17 protein-coding genes are annotated in these 21,948 nt (G+C 42.8%); 6 read left to right on the forward strand and 11 right to left on the reverse strand.

All coding sequences use genetic code 11. The annotated features are described in order from the left end of the window. Nucleotides 1-94: 94 nt before the first annotated feature. From ACZW67_RS10070 to ACZW67_RS10080, 3 genes are all read right to left on the reverse strand, one after another. Nucleotides 95-3,082 (reverse strand): LysM peptidoglycan-binding domain-containing protein, encoded by a 2,988-nt coding sequence (locus ACZW67_RS10070; RefSeq protein ID WP_465183137.1) that lies wholly within the window; start codon nt 3,080-3,082, stop codon nt 95-97. A gap of 575 nt (nt 3,083-3,657) precedes the next feature. Next, nucleotides 3,658-4,152 carry a nuclear transport factor 2 family protein gene (locus tag ACZW67_RS10075; protein ID WP_465183138.1) on the reverse strand — a complete coding sequence of 165 codons (495 nt, stop codon included), beginning with the start codon at nt 4,150-4,152 and terminating at the stop codon, nt 3,658-3,660. A gap of 506 nt (nt 4,153-4,658) precedes the next feature. Beyond that, nucleotides 4,659-5,810, reverse strand: a complete 1,152-nt coding sequence (locus ACZW67_RS10080; protein WP_413787052.1) for a hemolysin family protein — start codon at nt 5,808-5,810, stop codon at nt 4,659-4,661. A 712-nt stretch (nt 5,811-6,522) separates the two neighbouring features. On the opposite strand from ACZW67_RS10080, the gene yajC reads away from it, so the two are divergent. The 6 genes from yajC (at nt 6,523) to ACZW67_RS10110 (ending at nt 13,239) form a co-directional block, all read left to right on the forward strand. Then, complete coding sequence (gene yajC / locus ACZW67_RS10085) at nt 6,523-6,849, forward strand: preprotein translocase subunit YajC (protein WP_110922992.1); 327 nt, start codon at nt 6,523-6,525, stop codon at nt 6,847-6,849. 320 nt (nt 6,850-7,169) lie between these two features. Then, a complete protein-coding gene (secD, locus tag ACZW67_RS10090; protein WP_465183139.1) occupies nt 7,170-9,047 on the forward strand; it encodes a protein translocase subunit SecD in 1,878 nt (625 codons plus the stop codon). 9 nt (nt 9,048-9,056) lie between these two features. After that, the gene (gene secF / locus ACZW67_RS10095; RefSeq protein WP_465183140.1) at nt 9,057-10,316 is read left to right on the forward strand and encodes a protein translocase subunit SecF; all 1,260 of its coding nucleotides are present in this window, start codon (nt 9,057-9,059) and stop codon (nt 10,314-10,316) included. A 303-nt stretch (nt 10,317-10,619) separates the two neighbouring features. Beyond that, nucleotides 10,620-12,038, forward strand: a complete 1,419-nt coding sequence (locus tag ACZW67_RS10100) for an MATE family efflux transporter (RefSeq protein WP_465183141.1) — start codon at nt 10,620-10,622, stop codon at nt 12,036-12,038. Between the two features lie 102 nt (nt 12,039-12,140). Then, entirely contained in the window at nt 12,141-12,890 is a 750-nt protein-coding gene (locus tag ACZW67_RS10105) for an AzlC family ABC transporter permease (RefSeq protein ID WP_465183142.1), read from the forward strand. Continuing rightward, entirely contained in the window at nt 12,880-13,239 is a 360-nt protein-coding gene (locus ACZW67_RS10110; RefSeq protein ID WP_465183143.1) for an AzlD domain-containing protein, read from the forward strand. Before ACZW67_RS10105 ends, ACZW67_RS10110 begins: the two co-directional genes overlap by 11 nt. A 135-nt stretch (nt 13,240-13,374) precedes the next feature. On the opposite strand, the gene purF is transcribed toward ACZW67_RS10110, so the two are convergent. The 8 genes from purF to zapE all read right to left on the reverse strand — a co-directional run bounded on the left by purF (nt 13,375) and on the right by zapE (nt 21,740). Further along, entirely contained in the window at nt 13,375-14,910 is a 1,536-nt protein-coding gene (purF, locus tag ACZW67_RS10115) for an amidophosphoribosyltransferase (RefSeq protein WP_110922997.1), read from the reverse strand. A gap of 324 nt (nt 14,911-15,234) precedes the next feature. Beyond that, on the reverse strand, nt 15,235-15,732 hold the full coding sequence (locus tag ACZW67_RS10120) for a CvpA family protein (protein ID WP_110922998.1): 498 nt from the start codon (nt 15,730-15,732) through the stop codon (nt 15,235-15,237). A gap of 104 nt (nt 15,733-15,836) precedes the next feature. Further along, nucleotides 15,837-16,871 (reverse strand): quinone-dependent dihydroorotate dehydrogenase, encoded by a 1,035-nt coding sequence (locus tag ACZW67_RS10125; protein ID WP_465183144.1) that lies wholly within the window; start codon nt 16,869-16,871, stop codon nt 15,837-15,839. 162 nt (nt 16,872-17,033) lie between these two features. Then, a complete protein-coding gene (locus tag ACZW67_RS10130; protein ID WP_465183145.1) occupies nt 17,034-17,624 on the reverse strand; it encodes a DUF4870 family protein in 591 nt (196 codons plus the stop codon). A 365-nt stretch (nt 17,625-17,989) separates the two neighbouring features. Beyond that, a complete protein-coding gene (locus ACZW67_RS10135; RefSeq protein ID WP_465183146.1) occupies nt 17,990-18,448 on the reverse strand; it encodes a SixA phosphatase family protein in 459 nt (152 codons plus the stop codon). 84 nt (nt 18,449-18,532) lie between these two features. After that, a complete protein-coding gene (locus tag ACZW67_RS10140) occupies nt 18,533-19,828 on the reverse strand; it encodes an NAD(P)H-dependent glycerol-3-phosphate dehydrogenase (protein WP_465183147.1) in 1,296 nt (431 codons plus the stop codon). A gap of 113 nt (nt 19,829-19,941) precedes the next feature. Beyond that, complete coding sequence (locus tag ACZW67_RS10145; protein WP_465183148.1) at nt 19,942-20,586, reverse strand: nitroreductase family protein; 645 nt, start codon at nt 20,584-20,586, stop codon at nt 19,942-19,944. Nucleotides 20,587-20,633: 47 nt separating this feature from the next. Continuing rightward, the gene (zapE, locus tag ACZW67_RS10150; protein ID WP_465183149.1) at nt 20,634-21,740 is read right to left on the reverse strand and encodes a cell division protein ZapE; all 1,107 of its coding nucleotides are present in this window, start codon (nt 21,738-21,740) and stop codon (nt 20,634-20,636) included. Between the last annotated feature and the right edge of the window lie 208 nt (nt 21,741-21,948).

Here is a 21,948-nt window from a genome sequence, read left to right on the forward strand (position 1 = left end):
CTGCTCTTATAACAAGAGCAGCTTTTTTGTGGCTAACAATCTACTTTCAAGCAATCTACTTTCGAGATGCTTATTTTTAGTAATAAGCTATTGCTTAGCGATTAGGCACTGTCAAACGCTGACCACGCTGTAGCATGGTATCTGCTGCGATATTGTTCATATCTGCTAGCTCCTGCGTAGATACGCCATATTTGCGTGCCAAGCCAATCAAGCTATCTCCTGATCCGACCGTATAGCTCACTGTGGCTTTTGGTACTTTGAGGGTCTGTCCACGTTGCAACTGTGCATTGGTCGCCAGACTGTTGGTCGCAGCCAAGTCTTCTACCGAAACACCAAATTGACGTGCTAAAGCAATCAGACCATCACCTGATTTTACTTTATAGCTTTCCGTGTTGCTCAACGTCTTACCACTGCTGCTCGCGGTGCTAGTGCTACTACTCGTAGCGCTACTGCTTTGACTACTACTAGACGCACTGGCGACACTACCATTAGCAGGAATGGTAATAGTACGACCGAGTATGAGATTAGAGTTGGTGTTCAAGTTATTCGCTGATGCCAAATCACTTAAGCCAATATTGTAGCGTTTGGCTACACCCGTCAAGGTATCACCTGATTTTACTTTATAGCTGACAGCTTTATCGTTTAACTGACGATCGACCAGTTCTTTAGAAGCTGGTACTTTGATGGTTTGACCGCGTTGTAAGCGAGCTTTTGCATCAAAGTTACTGTTTACCGCAGCAAGATCCGCTGCACTAACGCCAAGGTCATTGGCAATCCCGATTAAGGTTTCACCAGATTTAACTTTATAGTTAGTGGTTGCCACTGAGCTTGAGCTGCTTTGGCTACTAGCGCTGCTGCTAGTGCTAGTAGACGCCGAGCTAAAATCAACGCTCGCTGGTACTTTAAGTGTCTGGCCAACATACAATGAGCTTGTGGTACTGATACCATTAAGACTGGCTAAAGTATCAGTCGATACATTGAATTGACGCGACAATGCAATCAGGCCATCGCCTGCTTTTACTTTATAGTTTTTAGTCGCAGTGCTTGATTTGGTCGGTTTGGTAGAAGGCGCTGCAGATGTGGTTGCAGGCGCAGTCACTTTACCTGGTATCAGCCATAGCTTTTGGCCTCTACGCAGATCCGAACGGCTGCTCAGGTTGTTATAGGTTGCTAGCTGAGTGACCGATAAACCAAAGCGATTGGCCGTACCAATCAGCGTATCACCACTTTGTACTGTATAACTTTCTGGTTGGCTATCTGTTGTACTACTCGCACTGCTTATTGGCTCAATGCTTTTTGCATTGTATAGATACAAAGCGCTACCCGATAGCAAACTAGCACTAGCATCTATTTGGTTCCATTCTGCGATATCACGCCAGCTCACACCAGCACGACTGGCAATGTTAGACAACGTATCACCACGTTTGACGGTATAAGTGGTACGCGTACCTTGTGGTTTTGGTTTACTTGCCGACGTCTGTGCAAAGCTCAGCTTTTTCTCTGTGCCACTGGCTTCTAGAATCGATTGCTGCGTTTGAACTGCTGATAGGTTGATATTGCCATCAGCATTGATGACGTTGGTTTCCGATGTGCTACTACGGATTTGATTGGCAATAAAATCACGCTCTGCATTGCTTAGCGGTGGCTCTTGGACAATCGTATTATTTTGCGTAATCTGCGCAGAGGTAGTTGGTAGACTGTTGCTGCTCTTAAGCTCAGCATTGATTTTATTGGTCTCTGCAACGCTTAGTGGTGGCTCAGTACGTGCTGGCGTATTACCATACGAAGAGCTGCTGGTTGGTGTGACTGACGGCGAGATATAACTGGTCGTCTGCTGTGGCACACTTGCGCTAGCCGCATATTCAGCCAATGCACTGCCAGTAGATGGCAATGAAGAACCACTATACGGCTTATTGTTATAGCTTGGTGTGGTAGTCGTCGTACTTGGCGTGTTTGCTGCTGCCAGTACGTTACCGGTACCGTTGCCTCTTAATGTGCTCAATTTGGCATCAGTCGTTAGGCTGACATCATTAGGAATGATAATACGCTGCGGACCTGAAGAATCAACTCGTCCAGAGGTAAGTGCTGTATTCAACTTTTCTAGCTCGTCGTAAGTCACACCTGTTAATTGCGCTACTTCAGATAAGCTGACGCCATAATTCACTGGCACACTACGGAAATGCTGACGGTTAGCAATAGCTGGCAGATATACGCCATACTGTTCAGGCTTAGCGACGATTTCGGCCACTGCCAAGAATCGTGGCACATAGTTCATCGTTTCAGTAGGCAGTCTGAGTGACCAGTAGTCCGTAGGTAAGCCTTGAGCTCTATTGGCATCAATGGCTTTTTGAATACGACCAGGGCCAGCATTATAGGCGGCCAATGCCAATTCCCAACTGCCAAACTGATTATGTAGCGCGGTTAAGAAATCATAAGCAGCACGAGTCGATTCGATAACATCACGGCGGCCATCATAAGTACTGCTTTGGTTTAGACCGTAAATACGACCCGTGCTTGGAATAAACTGCCACAAGCCTGCAGCCGCTGCACTACTGGTACCGCTTGGATCGTAGGAGCTTTCAATGACTGGTAGCAATGCAAGCTCAGTTGGAATATTGCGGCGCTCAGCCTCTCTTACCGTATGATAAATATAACGACTGGCACGCGCAGTTAAGCGGTTTAAATAATCTTGTCTACTGGTAAACCAGCTTTTTTGTCCTTCAATACGCTGATTATAAATCGGTTGGCCACCATTCATACGATAACCAGCACGCAAGCGATTCCACAAATCACCATATTGCTGAATAGCAAGCTGATTGCCTTCTACCATTGTCATGTCAGAGGCTTCTAATAAGTCTGCCAATTCGTCCAGGCTATCTGCATCCAAATACGCAGTTGAGTAATCAGTACTCGTGGCAGCAGTCTGATTGGCGGCAGGCTTAGTAATAACCGATGAGCTATTGGTCGCACCATTGTTTTTTACCGTCGACGTATTGCTACACGCACTGATAAGCAAAGTCGAGACGGCAAGCGTTAATGGCAACGCGATAAATGAGCGAGAGGTTGATAGCACAGTAGACATGATATTAAGAGTTTCCTAACGACAAGAAGTGATGAGATAGAATTGCTTGATAGTATAATATGCAATATAAAGCAAAGACCAGTTAATATAAAAAGATAATAGTCATAAGTTGAGTCGACATCTAGATTGGTCTACTAAGACGCCAGATTATTCCGTCCATGTAGATACTCATGCAAACAACCAACATCGTACAGAATTAGCAGGCTTCGATAGATAATGGCTGTCTTTTTAATAGATAGTAACTGTGTTTTTGAATGAAGCAGCTTTTTGAATAAAGAAGATTTCTACATAAACCAGTGCAGTACCAAATTGGTGTTAATGACTGAATGGTTCATATAGCGTGTAATCAATGCTGAATCGCTAGAGCATGTCCTTAATTTTAGAACACGCTCTAGGGTGTGTCCTCATTTTAAAAATGGTCATAAAAATGAGATAAATTGCAGTCAAACAAGGAAAATAGCGCAAGTAATATCGAGGTATTAGTCAGCTATTTGACACCGTTTGGCAAGATTTAGCCAGTTTTAACCCATTTAGATTACTATCGATTGAATTGAGGACACGCCCTAATAAGTTGGCTAGTTAATCGTTATTTGTGATACCGCACGCAGCAGCACTGCATTGCCAGTTGATAGCGCCAAAGTCACTCTAGATGTGGTGACGAACGAGATAGTTTGACCATCTTTTACCCAACTCTCGTTAGTGGTGACATTAGCTTTGGCCTGCTCGCCCGTAATGACAATGTTGTCTACAGAGATGTCATAGCGATAGTTAGAGGTGTCATTCCAGCTATTTTGTAGCAACTTCAAATAAGCATCTTTGTCCAAGCTAGTAGACTTACCCTTTCTAGACAACGAAATCAGCGCATCATCAGAGACGAGACGAGCAACCTGACTGACATTTCGACTATTTGCTGATGACTTCATTGCTGAGGCATAGTTTTGCACCAACGCTTCGGTCATGGGCGCCGCTTGCGCACTGATACTTACGGTACTTGCAATAGCTACCACAGCAGCCACGCCTGCGCCTTTGATTAACAACGCCAAAAGCCCTTTTCCCCATAATCGTTTCATGATAATCCTTAGCAATACAGTTTCCGTTGTTGTCATATATTGACGACTAACGTGTTTCTATCATTTGATTCAACATATTACCTAGCTACGTAATCGTAAACTAAGCGAATGCTGTTGGCTCTCATGCTTTGGTTCAATAGCGATACTTCTTAGCTAATGAGACTTCTTAAATAGTGATGCTTTTTATACAGTAATAATCTTGAGCTAGCTAGTGATACCTTTCAATAACTGTCTTCATCATAACGATATTTCTAATAGTCGTGACAGCGTTGTTGTATCATAGAGTGAGCCTATCATTTAATTCTCACAGCTATGTGACACCCTGTGTAATTATTGCGAATGGCAAAACAGGCACAGTCATCGCCTTTAAAGTACGAGCAATATCATGATCTTATAATAAGTGTGCATCAGCGAAGACTGAGTCATCTCTTTTGAACTACAACTCAATCTTCGCTTCAGCTTTAACGCCCTACCTATCAATCGATAACAAGTCTGACGGTGCTATTTTAAAGCCTGGTGTCTGTACTATTATTATCATAGCGCTCATCATCACTGAGCTTCATACCCAGACGCTCTACTCGTCTGTCCATCATTTGTCGAGCCAATGCCTGCATATCTTCAACGCGATCTATCTCATCAACAATCTCTAGACCCAATAAAGTCTCAAACACGTCTTCTAAAGTAACCAGACCTTTGACTTCGCCATATTCACCGACTGTAATCGCGATATGGATGCGATTCTTTAGCATGAGCTCTAATAAATCAAACAGTTTCATTTTGGAGAATACAAAAGTGATTTCACGTTTGAACTGAGTCAATGGTTTATCTACAGCGTGATTCACTTTTGCTAACAACATATCTGTTTTTAATACAAAACCAGTAACATTATCTAAGTCACCATCATAAATTGGTAATCGTGAAAACGTCAGCTTTGGGCGATCAACCAATAGCTCAGCAACCGTTTTGTTCTCCTCAAACGCGAGCATTACCGAACGCGGTGTCATAATATCTTCGACTTTAATGGCACCAAATGCCAGTAAGTTACGAATAATACGCGACTCTAAGGGATCAATTTGTCCTGACTCTTCACCGATACTCGCAAGTGCTGCAAACTCACGACGACTAAATGCTTGAGGTTCTTTGCCACGCACCAGTAGTTTTGTCAAACGCTCTGAGACCCAAATGAGTGGGTACAACAGCAAGATAATACCACGGACAAAATAAGCGACAATGCCACTCAACTGACGCCAATATACTGTACCTAGTGTCTTTGGAATAATCTCAGACAAGAATAATATGGCCAATGTCATAATGGCAGAGAATAGACCAAACCATGCACTACCAAAGACAATCGTTGCCTGAGCACCAGCACCGATAGAACCCAATGTATGAGCGACTGTATTCAATGTCAAAATAGCTGCCAACGACTGGTCGATATTATCAACCTTTAACCGTCTGAGCATATTTGCTTTTTTTGGATTGGTTTCTTGAACGTCAGCGATGTAGGACGGTGTCATACTGAGTAATGCGGATTCTGCTAAGGAGCAAACAAACGAGATACCGATGGCCACAACCACAAAGAATATCAATAACAGAATATTGATCGCTGTGGGATCTGCTGAAGCATCAGCAGCAAATGCCGGATAAGGTAGTAGCATTGCGAGTAACGCTAGTAGCCCAAAAATAGGCTTCATGCTTCTAAGACGCTTAAAATAGTGCAGCGTCGGAGGAGGTTTGGCTGACGCTTCTTTAAAAGCGCGCGGACGACATAAACGAGGTACAAACATAAAAGTGGTGAACAAGTTGGGTAACCTAAACAGAAAAGAGAAAAAGGAATCTTAAGCAAACAGCAGCAGATGTAGAGAGTAAATAGCAGCACCAAAGTAGAAATACATAACGGTATCTGCCAACACTTTCTAGATAGCTATTTAAAGCTAACTTCATACTGTCTATTAGGCTTAATGACATTCCAATAAATAGTGGGCTAAACACAGCCAATTATTGCCATTTGATAGTAGCACTGATGCTGATATTTCACAATAAGTCGCTTTTTTTAAGTCTTTGCTTTTTGATACCTTGTATTACGCTACGATTGCCTAATATCCACTGATATATCTGAAATTTGCTATAATCGCAGCACTTTATTATCACTTATTCGCATTACGACAAACACAACTTACGTATTGCATTAGAAATACTGTCGTCAGAAATGCTGTTATCAACAATACGGCCACTAGAAGTAATGACCGCTGGCTTGACGATTACCCTAAGAAAAACGTGCTCAGGCTATGATTAACAGTTACCAAGTCTGGGATTTTTTGTTACTATGCGTTTAATTTTATTATTATCCATGACTTACTGAGAGAAACTATGTTCTTATTTATTCAAGCTGCTCATGCTGCCGAAACTGCAGGTGCTGCGTCACTATTTGGTCAGATTCTACTGCCTGTTGCTTTTTTTGCGATTTTTTACTTCTTGGTTATTCGCCCGCAGTCTAAGCGTACTAAAGAGCATCGTGCCATGGTCAATGCCTTGAGCGTTGGTAGTGAAATCATTTTTGCTGGTGGCTTAATGGGTCGCATCAAAAACCTAGAAGGCGACTATGCAGTGGTTAGCTTAAATAATAATACTGATATCAAAGTACAACGTGCTTCTGTTATCTCAGTATTGCCTGCTGGCACTATCGAAAGCATTTAATCATCAATCATTGCTATGAATGATTGTTTGATGGTCGTATCATCAGTAGATGCCACGACTAAAAATGACCGTACATTATTTACGGTCATTTTTCGCTATAAAGAAGTGAGACAAAGCGGTCTTATAAACTGCTAGATAGTCTATATTTACTCTTATTGAGTAGGTTATTTTTATTTTTTGTTTTACTATCACCGCGGATGATCGCAACGGTACATGATGATGGCTTTTATACGCAGCATTAGACCTTTGCTATCGCTAACTTCCCATCTGCTAACTTGTGGCCTACGTCGCCAGTTGTTTATCAACTTAAAGAAGTGATTATGCAATATCCCGCTTGGAAATACTTACTTATTACCGTCGTGATACTCATTGCCGGTCTATATGCTGCCCCTAACCTCTATCCTGACGAGCCCGCTGTGCAGATTACGAGTGCTGCTGCAGGTACACAGCTGTCTGAAGAGATATTAACGCAGTCGCAAAGCTTACTCAAAGATACCGGTTTGGATAACCATGACGGCACATTTGAAGGCAATAGTGCGCTGGTTCGTCTTGACAATTCAGTCGATCAGCTAAAGGCGCAAGAAGTGCTACGTCAAAATTTGGGCGAAAACTATGTAGTCGCTCTCAACTTAGCACAGACAACACCGCAGTGGCTACGCGACATCGGCGCAAAACCGATGAAGCTTGGTCTTGATTTACGTGGTGGTGTGCGCTTTGTACTCGAAGTCGATATGGACAAGGCACTTGAGCAGCGTCTGACCGGTGCTAGTAGCGACATGCGTCGCGAGCTACGTGCTGAACGCATTGCAGTCAAAGGTATCAAGACCGAAGATCAAAGCGTGGTACTGCATTTCGCTGATACAGACACTCGCAATCGTGCACAAAACATCCTACAAGGATCAATGGGCACCACGTTTAGCTTGCAATCTTCTATTGACGATCAAGGTCCTGCATTACTCTTATCGTATAACGATGCGACACTTGACGAAATAAATAGTTATGCTGTCAACCAAAACTTGACAACGCTACGCAACCGTATTGCCGAGCTGGGTGTTACTGAAGCCCTAGTGCAATCACAAGGTGCCAATCGTATCGTCGTAGAATTGCCAGGTGTACAGGATACTGCAGAAGCAAAACGTGTCCTTGGACGTACTGCAAACCTTGAATTCCGTATGGTCGCAGAAGATGCCGACAACTATACAGGTGGCATTCCTCCAGCGGGTACCGAAGCATTCCCGTTTGAAACACTAGACGGCCCACCTGTATTGCTCGAACGTCAAGCGATTGTCAGCGGCGATAAAGTAACCAATGCTCAAACTGGCTTGGATGAAAGCGGTCTACCTGAAGTAAGTATTACCTTGGACAGTGCTGGCGGCAAGCTCATGCAGAACGCCACTCGTACCGCTGTTGGTAAGCAGATGGCTGTATTGTTCATTGAAAACAAGCAAAGAATTACTTATGAAGAAGACCCTGTAACTGGCGAGACTGAAGAAATACGTACGCCTTATGCTGAAACCAAAGTCATCAACCGTGCCAATATTCAAGCCGTTCTAGGTTCCTCTTTCCGTATTACTGGGCTAGACAGCAGTGCTGAAGCTGCTGAGCTTGCACTACTACTGCGTTCAGGAGCACTTGCGGCACCGATGTACTTTGTAGAAGAACGCACCATTGGTCCATCACTGGGTCAAGAGAACATTGAAAAAGGTCTATTTTCTACGCAGGTCGGCTATCTACTAGTCTTTGCGTTTATGATTATCTTCTATCGTCTGTTTGGTGTCATCGCTAACGTAGCACTAGCAGTCAACGTGATTATCATCATCTCTATCATGTCAATCCTAGGCTCATCGCTTACCCTACCCGGTATCGCTGGTATTGTTTTGACCATCGGTATGGCAGTTGATGCAAACGTACTAATCTTTGAGCGAATACGTGAAGAGATTGCAAATGGAGTAAGGCCGAAATCCGCTATCGTGGCAGGTTTTGACCGAGCTTTTAGTAGTATTTTCGATGCCAACATTACAACTTTATTGGTCGCATTTATCTTATTTGCGATTGGTACTGGTCCGATTAAAGGCTTTGCGATCACGCTAGCTATTGGTATTATCAGCTCGCTGTTTACGGCTATTCTGGTCACACGTGCGCTGGTACAAGTTGCTTATGGCAAGCGTAAATCCATCAAACGTCTGAGCATCGGTTAGGAGAACATTATGGCTATCGAGAATAAAAATCCTCTAGAACAGCAGAATAGTCCAGATCGAAATGGTTCAGGCGGCTCAAATGGCGATGGAAACAATGCAAGCACGCGCCGCCGTAACAAACCACGCCGTGATGGCAAAGGTAGCAATACTAAAACCAACAACCCTGTCACAGCGCAGCCGAGTAACAGTAAAGCTCGTCGCGGTGGTAAGGGTGCTAGTAAAGACAGTCAAGCACTGGCCACTCAAGCAACTGAGCCTAACCTAGCAACAGGTGATGCGGCAGATGATGCGGCGGCACAAGCTGAAGGCGGTATCAAAGCCATTGGCAACCAGCGTATCATTCCTTTTATGAAGATAGAAAAGCCCATGGCCATTTTATCTTTATTAATGGTTATTGGTAGTATCATTGCTATCGCCGTAAACGGTCTGAATTTAGGACTTGATTTCACGGGTGGTGTCTCAGCAGATGTGCGTTATGAGCAGTCCGTTGAACAAGTTGATGTTGTCAATGCCTTGTCAGACAATGGTTTTGATGATGCCGTCGTACAGTACCTAGGAACATCACAAGAGCTACTAATTCGCCTACCACCTCAGTCTGATAATGTTGACGGACTCAATACCAGTCTGACCAAAGCATTGACCTTAGCTGATAATAATGTTGAAATCAGTAACGTCAATATTATCGGTAGTCAAGTAGGTAGTGAAGTCTACTTAAACTCAGTGATGTCGTTAGCGCTAGCACTAGCCTGTATGCTTGGCTATGTTGCCCTGCGTTTTCAATTCAAATTATCCCTTGGTGCAGTCATGTCGCTGTTTCATGATGCAGTGGTCACTATTGGTGTATTTGCCTTATTTGGCTTTCCATTCGACTTAACTGTGTTGGCAGCTATTTTGGCATTGATTGGTTACTCATTGAACGATACGATTGTTGTCTATGACCGTATCCGTGAGAACTTCCGTCGCGTTCGTGGTATCACGCCGCGTCAGACTATCGACTTGTCTTTGACAGAGACCCTGCGCCGTACGATTATGACCATCTCAACGGTATTGTTAGTGGTATTAGCAATGCTGTTCTTAGGTGGTGATGGTCTATACTGGTTCTCAGTTGCCCTCTTCATCGGTCTAATTGCTGGTACTTATTCATCAACTTATATCGCAAGTTCGATTCCATTACGTATGGGTCTATCTCGTGATGACTTTATTGTAAAAGTAAAACCAGAGTTTGAAGAAGAAATCGTTACTTTTAACGATCCAAAAATGTTTGAATAAATGTTTAATAGTATTCAATCATAATGGTAGCTAACTAAAATGTTATAGTCAGTCCAACATAAATTAGATACAGACAGGCGCGTGAAAGTACTAATAATAGACTGAGCAAGCCTGATACCTGATTTAATTGATATAAGTTTGACTATAAAGTCTGTCATACATAACAGTACTAACGTTTAAATCAAAGCACCTGACTCATGAACAATGAGTCTAGGTGCTTTTGTCTTTGTAGCTGTGTTTGTCATAAATAGCACATATGCTACGCTCAATCCTTGTTGGTTTTTAAGTATAAACGAGCCAAAAATGACTACTCCCATATCTAGTCCAATGCCGCCCATCGATACCCGTTATACGCGTATTATTGCCATCGCTTTGCCAGTATTATTGGCCAATCTTGCCATGCCGTTGCAAAGCGTTATTGATACAGCGATCGTCGGTAATATGAATGATACGGCTAAACTGGCTGGTATGGGACTCGCGATACAGTTGTTGTCGTTGTTGCTCGTCAGTTTTAACTTTTTACAATACGCATCGTCCGGACTGTCAGCACAAGCAATGGGGAAACTGGCCAATCATACCACCAGTGCTACAGATGGTACGGCAACGTCAGTCAATACAGCACCCTCTCCACTACTGTCTATCTTGCAACGTGCTTTACTACTGGCATTTGGTATCGGTGCTATCTTGCTATTGGCAAAGCCTTGGTTGATAGATTTTGGCTTGCAAGCACTATCAGCCAATCCAGATAGTGGACGTGCTGCACAGACTTACTTAGATGTTAGGTTTTGGAGCGTGATTGCTGAGCTGATGAACTTTGCATTTATTGGTTGGTTTGCTGGGCAAGGTAAAACTCGCTATATGCTATATCAACAAGGTTTTATTGCCATACTCAATATCGTCCTGACTTTGTTTTTTGTCTTTACGATGAAAATGGGTTTGGCCGGTGTGGCATTAGGTACGACCATTGCTTTCTGGTTTGGTGTGTTATTAGCACTATGGTTAAGTCGTCATCATCTGCAAATATCTTGGCTGGCTTTATTTACTGCCGATAAGCAATACTTCACTAAAGAGCGAATACTTAGGCTGTTCTCATTAAATAAAGATATCTTTATTCGCACACTCATCTTAACCTTGAGTTTTGCTTGGATTACTCGTCTGTCTGCTCAAAGTGGTGATGTCATACTGGCGGCCAATGCTATTTTACTACAAGTCCTGAGTATCTCAGCCTTTGCCCTTGATGGTGTTGCAGTTTCCGCTGAGACGTTAAGTGGTCAAGCCGCTGGACGCCGAGATTGGCCACGTTTTCGCATTATTATTAAGCGCACAGGTATTGTCAGTTACGGACTCGCTATCGCCTTGAGTGCTATATGGTGGCTTGCAATGCCAACGTACTTAGGGTTTATGACCAATATCGAAACGGTCTTCACGTTGGCGTATCACTACCACCTTTATGCCGTATTGCTACCCCTCGTCGGGGTCGGTGCCTATTGGTTAGATGGTATATTTTTTGGCTTAACAGCTGGCCATGTAATCCGTAATGCGGCTCTGATACTTGCTGCTATATTTTTCCCACTCAGTTGGCTTCTCTATCAACAGTGGGACATGACTGGTATTTGGTTAAGTGTGTGGTGTTTATTACTGCTTAGGCTAATTATTTTAGGTGGCTTCCTGTACCACGCACATCAAACAGGCAGCTACGAAAATCTACAGCTGGAAGCTTAATACCACTCTCAACTACATGGTGTTGAATAACGTATTTTTATAAAGTGTTTGTAATATAGTTGGTTCAATTTAATTTGAACACAAAGACCATTAGGATATTCTGTGACTACTCGTTCAAAAGAATTGCATCAGCCATATAAAATGCGCTATGACTGGGCTGCAGGCTTCAAAAAAAGCTTACCCGTGGCAATGGGCTACTTACCTGCGGGTATTGCCTTTGGTGTACTCGCGCAAGTTGCTGGTATCCCTGTGTGGGCTATCATTATGCTCAGTATAGTATTGTATGCTGGCGCTGCACAGTATGCTTGTTTACCCATGCTGAGCGCTGGTTTGCCGATTGGCAATATCGCGACAAACATTGCAGCTATTAATTTACGTCATGTCTTTTATGGTATGCCTTTATTGCAATATCTACCACAGAACAAACTTGCCAAAACCTATTGCCTGTTTGCACTGACTGACGAGACTTTTTCAGTCATGACCAGCTTGCCCAATGAGTCGCGACAGTCCCTGATACTACCAATCAGCCTCTTTAACCAAAGTTGGTGGGTACTGGCCAGTACGATTGGTATCATGATTGGCAGTACGCTCAGCGACTTGGTACCTCATTTAGATTTCGCTTTGGTTTGCTTGTTTGCGATTTTGGCTTATGAGCAGTTTCAAAGTATCAAACGCTATTTTCCAATTGGCATTGCCGTAGTCTCTCTAGCAGCAGCCTCTTTATTTACGAGTAACTGGTTACTATTAGTCGCGATTACCATTTGTATGTTGCTGATTTTAGCACGTGGATTTTGGGTGCAGCGAGGCATGGAAGAAAAAAGTAACATGGCAGGAGAAACTGATGACCAGTAGTTATCTTATTTTCGCGACTTTTGCGATGGCCGCTGTTACCTTTATCACGCGCGCCCTACCTTCCTTAATACCCAGAAAACTATTAGACACACCTTGGTTGCATCGATTGAATGAGAGCTTACCGCTGTCCGTGATGGTGTTGCTCATTTTGACCAGTCTCTCTTATCAAAACCTATCTGCGACCACGGCTCTAGATAGTGCTGAGTTGCATCTATTGATGGCACAAATCGGTGCCCTACTTTTAGTCTTACTTGTCTACCATATCAGCCGTCAATTATTAGTCAGCATGATTGTCGGTATTGCTGCTATTAATGGTTTACTATGGATATTTACTAACTTTCTAGGCTAAAAGCACTAGCTAGAATTCAGTGCCAAACAAAACGTTAAACAATATTTCAAACATAAAAAAGGCTGGATTCTATTGAGAATCCAGCCTTTTTCTAAGCATACTGTATAGAGCTAGCTAATTAAGAAGGGTTGCTTCTTAAAGCTCTTCAACACCCATCATGTCGACTGGGGTATCAGCCACTATTTGCACACCTTTTTTACCTGTCTTAGCCGTGTCATTACGCTGCTCTTGTAGATGATCAAGATACGCTTCATTGATTTGCCCAGTGATGTAGCAACCATTGAATACAGCACAATCAAAACCTTCAACTTTACTGTGTTTGGTATCTTTTACTGCATCAATCAAGTCATCCAAGTCTTGGAAAATCAAACGATCAGCACCGATTATTTCACGCACTTCTTCAACGGTGTGACCTGAAGCAATTAGCTCGCTACGTACTGGCATATCGATACCATACACGTTTGGATACTTAACCGGTGGCGCCGCACTCGCAAAAAATACTTTATTGGCACCAGCGTCTCGAGCCATTTGAATGATTTCATGACACGTCGTACCACGAACGATCGAGTCATCAACCAACAGTACGTTTTTACCTTTGAATTCTAACGGCACAGCGCTGAGTTTCTGACGGACAGATTTTTTGCGTTGTTGCTGACCTGGCATGATGAAGGTACGACCGATATAGCGGTTTTTCATAAACCCTTCACGGTACTTAACATTCATCTTAAGCGCCAACTCCATCGCAGAAGTACGCGAGGTATCTGGAATAGGAATAACCACATCGATATCGTGATCTTCGCCCCATTCAGCCATGATTTTATCTGCCAGTTTTTCACCCATACGTAAGCGAGCTTTATAAACTGAGATATTGTCCATGATTGAATCTGGACGGGCAAAATAAACATACTCAAAGATACATGGTGTGTATTCTTTTTGCTCTACGCACTGATGGGTATGTATTTTATGATCGAGATCAATAAAGATAGCTTCGCCTGGTTTGACATCACGAATAATCGTAAATCCAGATCCTGTCAATGCGACTGACTCTGAAGCGACCATATACTCGGTGCCGCCATTTGGAGCCATACGCTTACCATAGATAAGCGGACGGATACCGTTCGGGTCACGAAAGGCAAGTAAACCATGACCAGTAATAAGTGCGACAACACCATAAGCGCCTTCGACACGGCCATATACAGCCGTGACTGCTTCAAATATATCAGCAGGCGTTGCTTTGGTTTTACCCAAATTCTGCATTTCATGGGCCAGTACGTTCAAGAGTACTTCAGAATCTGAATCAGTATTAAGATGGCGGCGATCTTCGATGTACAAAGACTTGGCCAAGCTCTCAGCATTGGTCAAGTTACCATTGTGCGCAAGGGTAATACCATAAGGTGAATTGACATAAAATGGTTGAGCTTCAGCACTGCTTGACGTGCCTGCCGTTGGGTAACGAACGTGACCGATACCGAACTTACCAACCAGTTTCATCATATGACGATTCATAAACACGTCACGTACCATGCCATTTTCTTTACGTAGATAGAGTCGTCCATCTTGCAAAGTGACAATACCTGCTGCATCTTGCCCGCGATGCTGTAGCATCGTCAAACCGTCATAAAGTATCTGATTGACTGGTTCGTGAGCTGCAACTCCAATGACTCCACACATAATAGCTATATCCTATTTTGACCCATACATTAGTACTACAATAACGGCAAAAAATTAGACGGCACACTATCTAAAATGCGTGCTGTCACTCGCCGTCGACCTGATGATATTTACGAAACATTTAACAAGCATTTATCTTTTCGGTTTTCATAAATCAGCATCCATAATTCACTGATGCTGATTTATGAACCTTAACTGCTATCAAAAATTATTTTTTCAAGAATGAATGTCGAATACGATGTTATTGATGCTATAAAAGCTTGAAGGGTAAAAGAGAAATGATAAAAATCATAGCGTTAGGGCTCAAACATATAATCGATTATCTTATGACTGATTAACTTGATCCCAAGCCATACCAAGCACATCTGACACCAATGCTTTACCCATCGGTGCATAAGGCATTAGCTCTGGCGCTAGCACTGAGGTTTGCCATTGCGGCATCTGTACCAATAGCGGCGCACTGACACTCAGAACGACTAAGACCATTAATACGTTTTTAGCTGCACCAAGGACGCCACCTGCCATCTTATCAACGATATCCAGACGTAAGGTTTTGAGCACCCCTGAGAATACGAATGCAACAGTGTGCATGATGGCTAATATCACAATCACCACTAATAAAAATGCCATGGCCATTTGTAAGACAGGATTTTCTACTATACCTGCTAATTGAGGCGACACAACACCCGCCAGACGCGTAGCAGCGACTAGCGCAATCAACCAACCGACCAAACCAATGGCTGTCTTAATCAACCCTACTTGAAAGCCGCGCCACAAGCCAACCAAGACAACAATAGCAATCACAATATCCAGACCACTCATTTTCTATGCCTCATACCCTATGGTATTTTTATCAAGTATTTACTTAAGTATTTATGACAAGATTAATTTTTGAGCATTCAATTTGTAATGAATTAGTGGACAGATTAGCTTTCCATGGCATCGTAATAGCCACCGATTGCCTGAATACAAGACTGTACCAATCCAGGTCCACGATAGATAAGCCCCGTATAGAGCTGCACCATCTCTGCACCAGCTTGAATTTTCTTGACGGCTTTGGCACCACTATCGATACCACCGACACCGATCAATGCGACTTTACCCTCTAGCTGATCAGAGAACTGTTGTAAAATTTGGGTGCTAATGTGGCTCACTGGACGACCAGATAGGCCACCCATTTGATCACCATCACGCAAGTCTTCTACGCCGACACGGCTCAAAGTCGTATTGGTCGCAATCAAACCATCAATTTCAAAATCTATCAGCTGCTGTGAAATATAGTCTACTTGTAGAGGCTCTAAATCAGGAGCAACTTTCAGTACCAATGGCACATAAAAACCATATTCGGTCGCCAATTGGCTATGGCGATTTTTGATGGTATCTAAAAGCTGAGTTAGTGCTTCACCACTTTGCAGATCACGTAAGTTTTTGGTATTTGGCGAAGAGATATTGACGGTAATATAAGAGGCATGCGGATAAGCACGCTCTAAACAATAAACGTAATCATCTGCTGCCTGCTCTACTGGCGTATCAGCATTTTTACCAATATTAATGCCAATATTGCCTTTGTATTTGCAACGTTTGACATTTTCGATCAGATAATCGACACCTTGGTTATTAAAGCCCATACGGTTAATAATGGCATCTGCTTGTTTTATTCTAAACAATCTTGGCTTATCATTACCTATCTGTGGCCTCGGTGTGACCGTTCCGACTTCTATAAAACCAAACCCTAACTCAGCCAAGGCATCAATATAATCACCGTTTTTATCCAATCCTGCGGCTAGGCCTACTGGATTAGAAAACTGTAAACCCATACAGTCTGTTGGCTGCATCGACTGACCGTACACCAAACCTAAAACACGCGCTTTATGAGCTTTATCCAATAAGGACAAGGTCATTTCGTGGGCGTGCTCGGGATCCATCTTAAAGAAAAAAGGACGAAGTAAGGCATAAGACATAGTAATGACAGACCCTGCTAAAAAGAACGAGTGAATAAAAAGTGCGAATGAAATCAGGCGCTGCGATTATATCAGCTTAACAGAAATAAGAGCAAAGTTTCCTGCGGTAAATTTCTATATTAAAACCACAGCCGGTGTAGATAAATAGTGATTAACTGGCTATCAAGGCACAGGACGACCATCCGTCAGAGCTATCCAACCACGTACGATACGGTATAGATGCCAGACAAAGGTAAATATCATAATTAAGAAACCAAATCCAGCCAACAGTAACGATCCAATAGCGATATGACCACTATCAGCCAATATGCTGACACCAAAGCCGCCCAAGGCAAACGTTATAATAACGATGCCGATTAGAAACAAAACAATACTGTACCAAAAAGTCTTAATCTGCCAATCAAAATGTGTGGCCAGCCATGAGCCATTTGCATCGTTACGCTTGGCATAGTTCATCACAATCGGCACAATCCACAATAACCCAGCAGTAAAATAGCTAATCACGTATAAAAAATAAGTAATGTGGTTATAAGTGGTGAGAGAACGGCGCTTGTCGTTATTCATATTATCGTTATTCATACTGTCGCTCATCATATTACCTTGTCGTTGCTGAGATACACCATAATCAGAACGCTCATCATTAAACCCCTCATTATTAAAACTAGCCCCACCTGATTCATGATGACTGTTATCAGCAGTTTTTGTCTGTTTTTGCAAACGATCATCAGAATTGTTATTAGGAGAATAATTCATAGTAAAGTTCCATAATTAACAGTAACTAATCACTATTTGATGGTAGCAAACGAGCTGCTTTTCAATGAGTCTCATGATAAACAGTGATTTGAGAGCGATGTATTCATAATACTGTGCTGGAAGATACCGCATGCTTAGAGAACACACAGGCATGAAATGGTGAGCACTTATCCCTGAATTGGATTATTTGCTCTGACTTCTTTTAAGAGTTTGTGATAGATATTACTTTGCGTATCGGTTTTATGATTATCATGGACAACTGCCATAAACAGCCAGTTTTTCGACCTTTCATATGATACGCTTTGGTCGGGAACCAATCATTAATAATTGACTTATAACTGTAAAAAGATATATGAGTAAAGAGCTTAGTAAGGCTGCTCAGGTACAAAGCGATCAATCTCAGTTGCCATATCCATCATCACAAATTCCATCTCAAATACTCTGGCTTCTGCCAAAGAAAATGATTCAGGATAATCACCGGTTAATAGACCAGCGATATAAGCAACGATAGACATATGACACACGACGACCAGACACTCAGCTTCAATATTAGCCAAATCTATGAGAGCCTGACGCGCATCATCAGAAGGAGTAATGTTTTTTAATACGACCGATGGTACTGTAGATGCTCTCGACTGAAATTCAGCTAGTGTCTGCTGCGCTCTATCGTAAGGACTAACGACAAAGTAATCGGGATTGTAATGAGCCGTCACATACTCTGCCGTTTGTATGGCTTGCTGTTGACCAAAATCCGTTAACTGACGCGCGCTGTCTGGGCGCGATTCATCTTCTGCTTGACCATGACGAACGAGTATAATTTTCATAACCTTCCTTGATGTACTGTCATGATGGCGTTGTTTTCAGAATAATCACTTTTAAGACAACGTCATCATTTAACATTGGGGTTTTTACTTACTGTCAGTATCGCCACTTTCATCATCAGTGCTGTCGCTTGACGTCTTCATTTGCGCAGTAAGTGCCGCATTGCTGTGGTCATGTGCCATAACAAATTCGACATCACTGCGGAATCCTGCTTCCATGAGATGTAACGCCACACCCAATGCTGCTTTATCTTCATAAATAACCGCATAAAGCGCATGAGTAATAGGCATATAAATACCTTCTTTGGTGGCTTTCTCATGCACTTGCTGAATGGTGTTGACCCCTTCAGCCGTCTGACCAAGTTTTTTCACTGCTGCATCGATGCTCATACCACGGCCAAGCATATTACCGATACGGTAATTACGACTCAACTCTGAGCTACAAGTGGCGTATAAATCGCCAACGCCAGACAACCCTAAAAACGTTAGTGGATTCGCACCCGCTTCCACGCCAAAACGACTCATTTCTGCCAAGGCACGGGTCAGTATCATCGCTTTGGTGTTTTCACCGACATCGTAGGCCGCTGCCATACCCATTGCAATCGCATAGATGTTTTTGAGTGCACCGCCCAGCTCCACACCTTTTACATCATCACTAGCAAATACTCGAAAGAACGCACTGTGTAGCGCAGCTTGTACCGCATGGCGTAATGGCTCAGACTCACTAGCGATGACGGTAGCAGACGGCATGTTTTTCATGATTTCTATAGCAAGGTTTGGCCCTGACATGACACCAAAATTCACTTCTGGCAAAACCTCTTTAATAATGTCGCTCATCATTGCAAAGGTGTCCTTCTCCATCCCTTTGGTCAATGACACAATAGACTGTCCACTGATAAATGGCGCAATATTTTTTAGGGTCTCTCGAAACGCCAAACCCGGCACAGCAATAAAAATGATGTCCTTGTCTTTGACGCTTGCTGCCAAATCATGGCTGTATTTGAGACGATCATCAAGCTTATAACCTGGCAAGTATTTTTTATTGGTTTGGGTTTTTACCATCGCTTTTACAGTGCGTTTATTACGTACCCATAGCGTGGTATCACAGCCATTGCGGGCCGCCAAATTTGCCATTGCCGTACCAAAACTACCACCACCTAAAAATGCCAAACGCAGCTTGGTAGGGTTACTGTGAATATCCGCCATGTTTTTTGCCACTGCGGACTCTACCGCACTAGGATTTAGCTTTTTACGGCCAATACCTGATTTGGTTGCACGCTCGATGATACCTGCCAGCAGACTGTTTTGCTTTTCTGGCGTATTCTTATCTGTTTCGCTATGTTCGTGACTGGTTTTTTTATGGCTATTATTGGGGCTGGTCATATTCTTTTATCCATGTTGACTGACTTATTATTAATAGAACGTATCATGACTTAGGCATTTTAGGTGCTGAGGCTATCTGGCTTTTTTGACTAAACAGGCGATGCTCAGAGGCGCTATGACTCAAATCGTACTAACGACTCGATATCAATGGCTTTACGTGGTGCCTCGTCTTTAGGACTGGTCCCAGTATAAACAAAAGCCGTGACATAATCATCTGGACCAACATTAAAGTAGGCTTTGACAGCTGGTTCGTTACATAACAACCCAGTACGCCACACGGTACTAAACCCTTGCGCTTTTAGTGCCAAAATAAGATTTTGAACAGCAGCACCAGCACTTAGCATTTGCTCAAAAGGTGGGACTTTTTTGTGCGCTTGTATTTTAGTAACGACAGTAATAATCATGGGCGCACGTAAAGGCATATTATGAGCCTTTTCAATGTCTTTTTTAGACAGCTCTTCTCCTTCTTGCACCGCTTTCACTTGGGCAGCTTCTGCTAAAGCATTGCCTAGCTCATGACGAGCATCGCCTTCAGTGATGATAAAACGCCATGGTTGTAGTTTTTTATGGTCTGGTGCTGTTGCCGCACATCCAATCGCTGTTTCAACCTGTGCATGAGTGGGTGCTGGTGCATCCAGATTCCCCATACTACGTCTTGAGTTGATCCAGCCAATCATCTCTTCACTGGTAATCGGCATACTGTCAGTGGTTACATCTTTGATAGACAGTTTTTTATCATTGTTGTCAGATGTGGTCATTATCGTTCCTTATTTATTATTATTTTTTATCTAAAAAACTGCTCCTTTTATGCTGGAGCAACTTCGACACGATGCTCCATGCGCAAATAATCTTCTGACTGCATCTCAAGCAAGCGTGAACGTGTACGCTCAATCTCAAACGCTAGCTTCTGTCCTTGATACAACTCCAAAATCGATTGCTCTGCTCGCACCAAGAGTTTTACGCGGCGATCATAAAACTCATCGACCAGATAAATAAAACGACGCGTTGGATCACGGTAAGTGTCATCCTCTAAAGCAGGGACAGCATTAACCAATACGGTACTGAACTGCTTAGCGATTTCAATAAAATCAGATGCTGAGCGTGGTTCCATGCACAAATGACGGAAGTCGCAAAATAGAATATCTTCGGTGCGAGCATTGATTTTTATTTCTCGTCCATTAATAGTAATTGGTTCATTACTAATTTTCTGATTATTAGACAAGCTGGCAAAACGGTTGGCTAGCCAATGATGATTGGCTTTGGTCATTGGCGACTCATATAACTCAGCCTGTTGTAACACGCGCAAACGATAATCGATACCAGAGTCGATATTCATCACCGCCGTATGGCGTTCAACTTCAGCAATGGCTGGCATAAAACGGTCACGATGCAAACCATCTTTATATAGCCCCGACGGCTCAATATTTGAGGTGGCGACCAACGTGATACCACGATTGAACAGCATGGTAAACAAATCGCCCAAAATCATGGCATCAGAGACGTTAGAGACAAAGAACTCATCAAAACAAATGATGACCGCCTCTTCATAGATAATATCAGCTACTTTCTCTAAGGGGTCACTCTCGCCTTGTAGCTTGTGTAGTTCTTGATGCACACGCTGCATAAAGTGATGGAAATGCAGGCGCATCTTGCGATCAATGGTCAATGAATCATAGAACATGTCCATCATCCATGTTTTACCGCGACCTACGCCGCCCCACATATATATGCCTGTTGGTGCTACGGGCTTGGCTTTTAAAAAGCTAAAAAAACTTTTCTTTTGTGGCACACTATTGACGAGCTGATGATGTATCTCATCAAGATAGCTCATGGCCTTGAATTGTTGCTCATCTTGAGTAAACTCATCTGTACTGACGGCTTGCTCGTAACGTTGCAATGGAGATAAACTCATAATACGACTCATCATTAGGCTAGGGCGTGTCATCAATTAGTACATGAATACATTTAGTGGTCTTAAAATGGCTAAATTTTGCTAAACATCGTTAGAAATTTTGTCAATATGTTCATATTAACGGCAATTTCTTCCTTGTTTAGCTACAATTTTTCTCATTTTAAGCCTCACAATCTAATTGATGACACACCCTAAATAAATATTAAAA

The organism is Psychrobacter sp. TPE 89C, assembly GCF_055522395.1.

Excerpts from the sequence above, each read along its gene's own strand:
- ACZW67_RS10070 (WP_465183137.1), bottom strand. The coding sequence starts at position 3,082 with ATGTCTACTGTGCTATCAACCTCTCGCTCATTTATCGCGTTGCCATTA.
- ACZW67_RS10075 (WP_465183138.1), bottom strand. The coding sequence starts at position 4,152 with ATGAAACGATTATGGGGAAAAGGGCTTTTGGCGTTGTTAATCAAAGGC.
- ACZW67_RS10080 (WP_413787052.1), bottom strand. The coding sequence starts at position 5,810 with ATGCTACTACCTTATCCGGCATTTGCTGCTGATGCTTCAGCAGATCCC.
- yajC (WP_110922992.1), top strand. The coding sequence starts at position 6,523 with ATGTTCTTATTTATTCAAGCTGCTCATGCTGCCGAAACTGCAGGTGCT.
- secD (WP_465183139.1), top strand. The coding sequence starts at position 7,170 with ATGCAATATCCCGCTTGGAAATACTTACTTATTACCGTCGTGATACTC.
- secF (WP_465183140.1), top strand. The coding sequence starts at position 9,057 with ATGGCTATCGAGAATAAAAATCCTCTAGAACAGCAGAATAGTCCAGAT.
- ACZW67_RS10100 (WP_465183141.1), top strand. The coding sequence starts at position 10,620 with ATGACTACTCCCATATCTAGTCCAATGCCGCCCATCGATACCCGTTAT.
- ACZW67_RS10110 (WP_465183143.1), top strand. The coding sequence starts at position 12,880 with ATGACCAGTAGTTATCTTATTTTCGCGACTTTTGCGATGGCCGCTGTT.
- purF (WP_110922997.1), bottom strand. The coding sequence starts at position 14,910 with ATGTGTGGAGTCATTGGAGTTGCAGCTCACGAACCAGTCAATCAGATA.
- ACZW67_RS10120 (WP_110922998.1), bottom strand. The coding sequence starts at position 15,732 with ATGAGTGGTCTGGATATTGTGATTGCTATTGTTGTCTTGGTTGGCTTG.
- ACZW67_RS10125 (WP_465183144.1), bottom strand. The coding sequence starts at position 16,871 with ATGTCTTATGCCTTACTTCGTCCTTTTTTCTTTAAGATGGATCCCGAG.
- ACZW67_RS10130 (WP_465183145.1), bottom strand. The coding sequence starts at position 17,624 with ATGAATTATTCTCCTAATAACAATTCTGATGATCGTTTGCAAAAACAG.
- ACZW67_RS10135 (WP_465183146.1), bottom strand. The coding sequence starts at position 18,448 with ATGAAAATTATACTCGTTCGTCATGGTCAAGCAGAAGATGAATCGCGC.
- ACZW67_RS10140 (WP_465183147.1), bottom strand. The coding sequence starts at position 19,828 with ATGACCAGCCCCAATAATAGCCATAAAAAAACCAGTCACGAACATAGC.
- ACZW67_RS10145 (WP_465183148.1), bottom strand. The coding sequence starts at position 20,586 with ATGACCACATCTGACAACAATGATAAAAAACTGTCTATCAAAGATGTA.
- zapE (WP_465183149.1), bottom strand. The coding sequence starts at position 21,740 with ATGAGTTTATCTCCATTGCAACGTTACGAGCAAGCCGTCAGTACAGAT.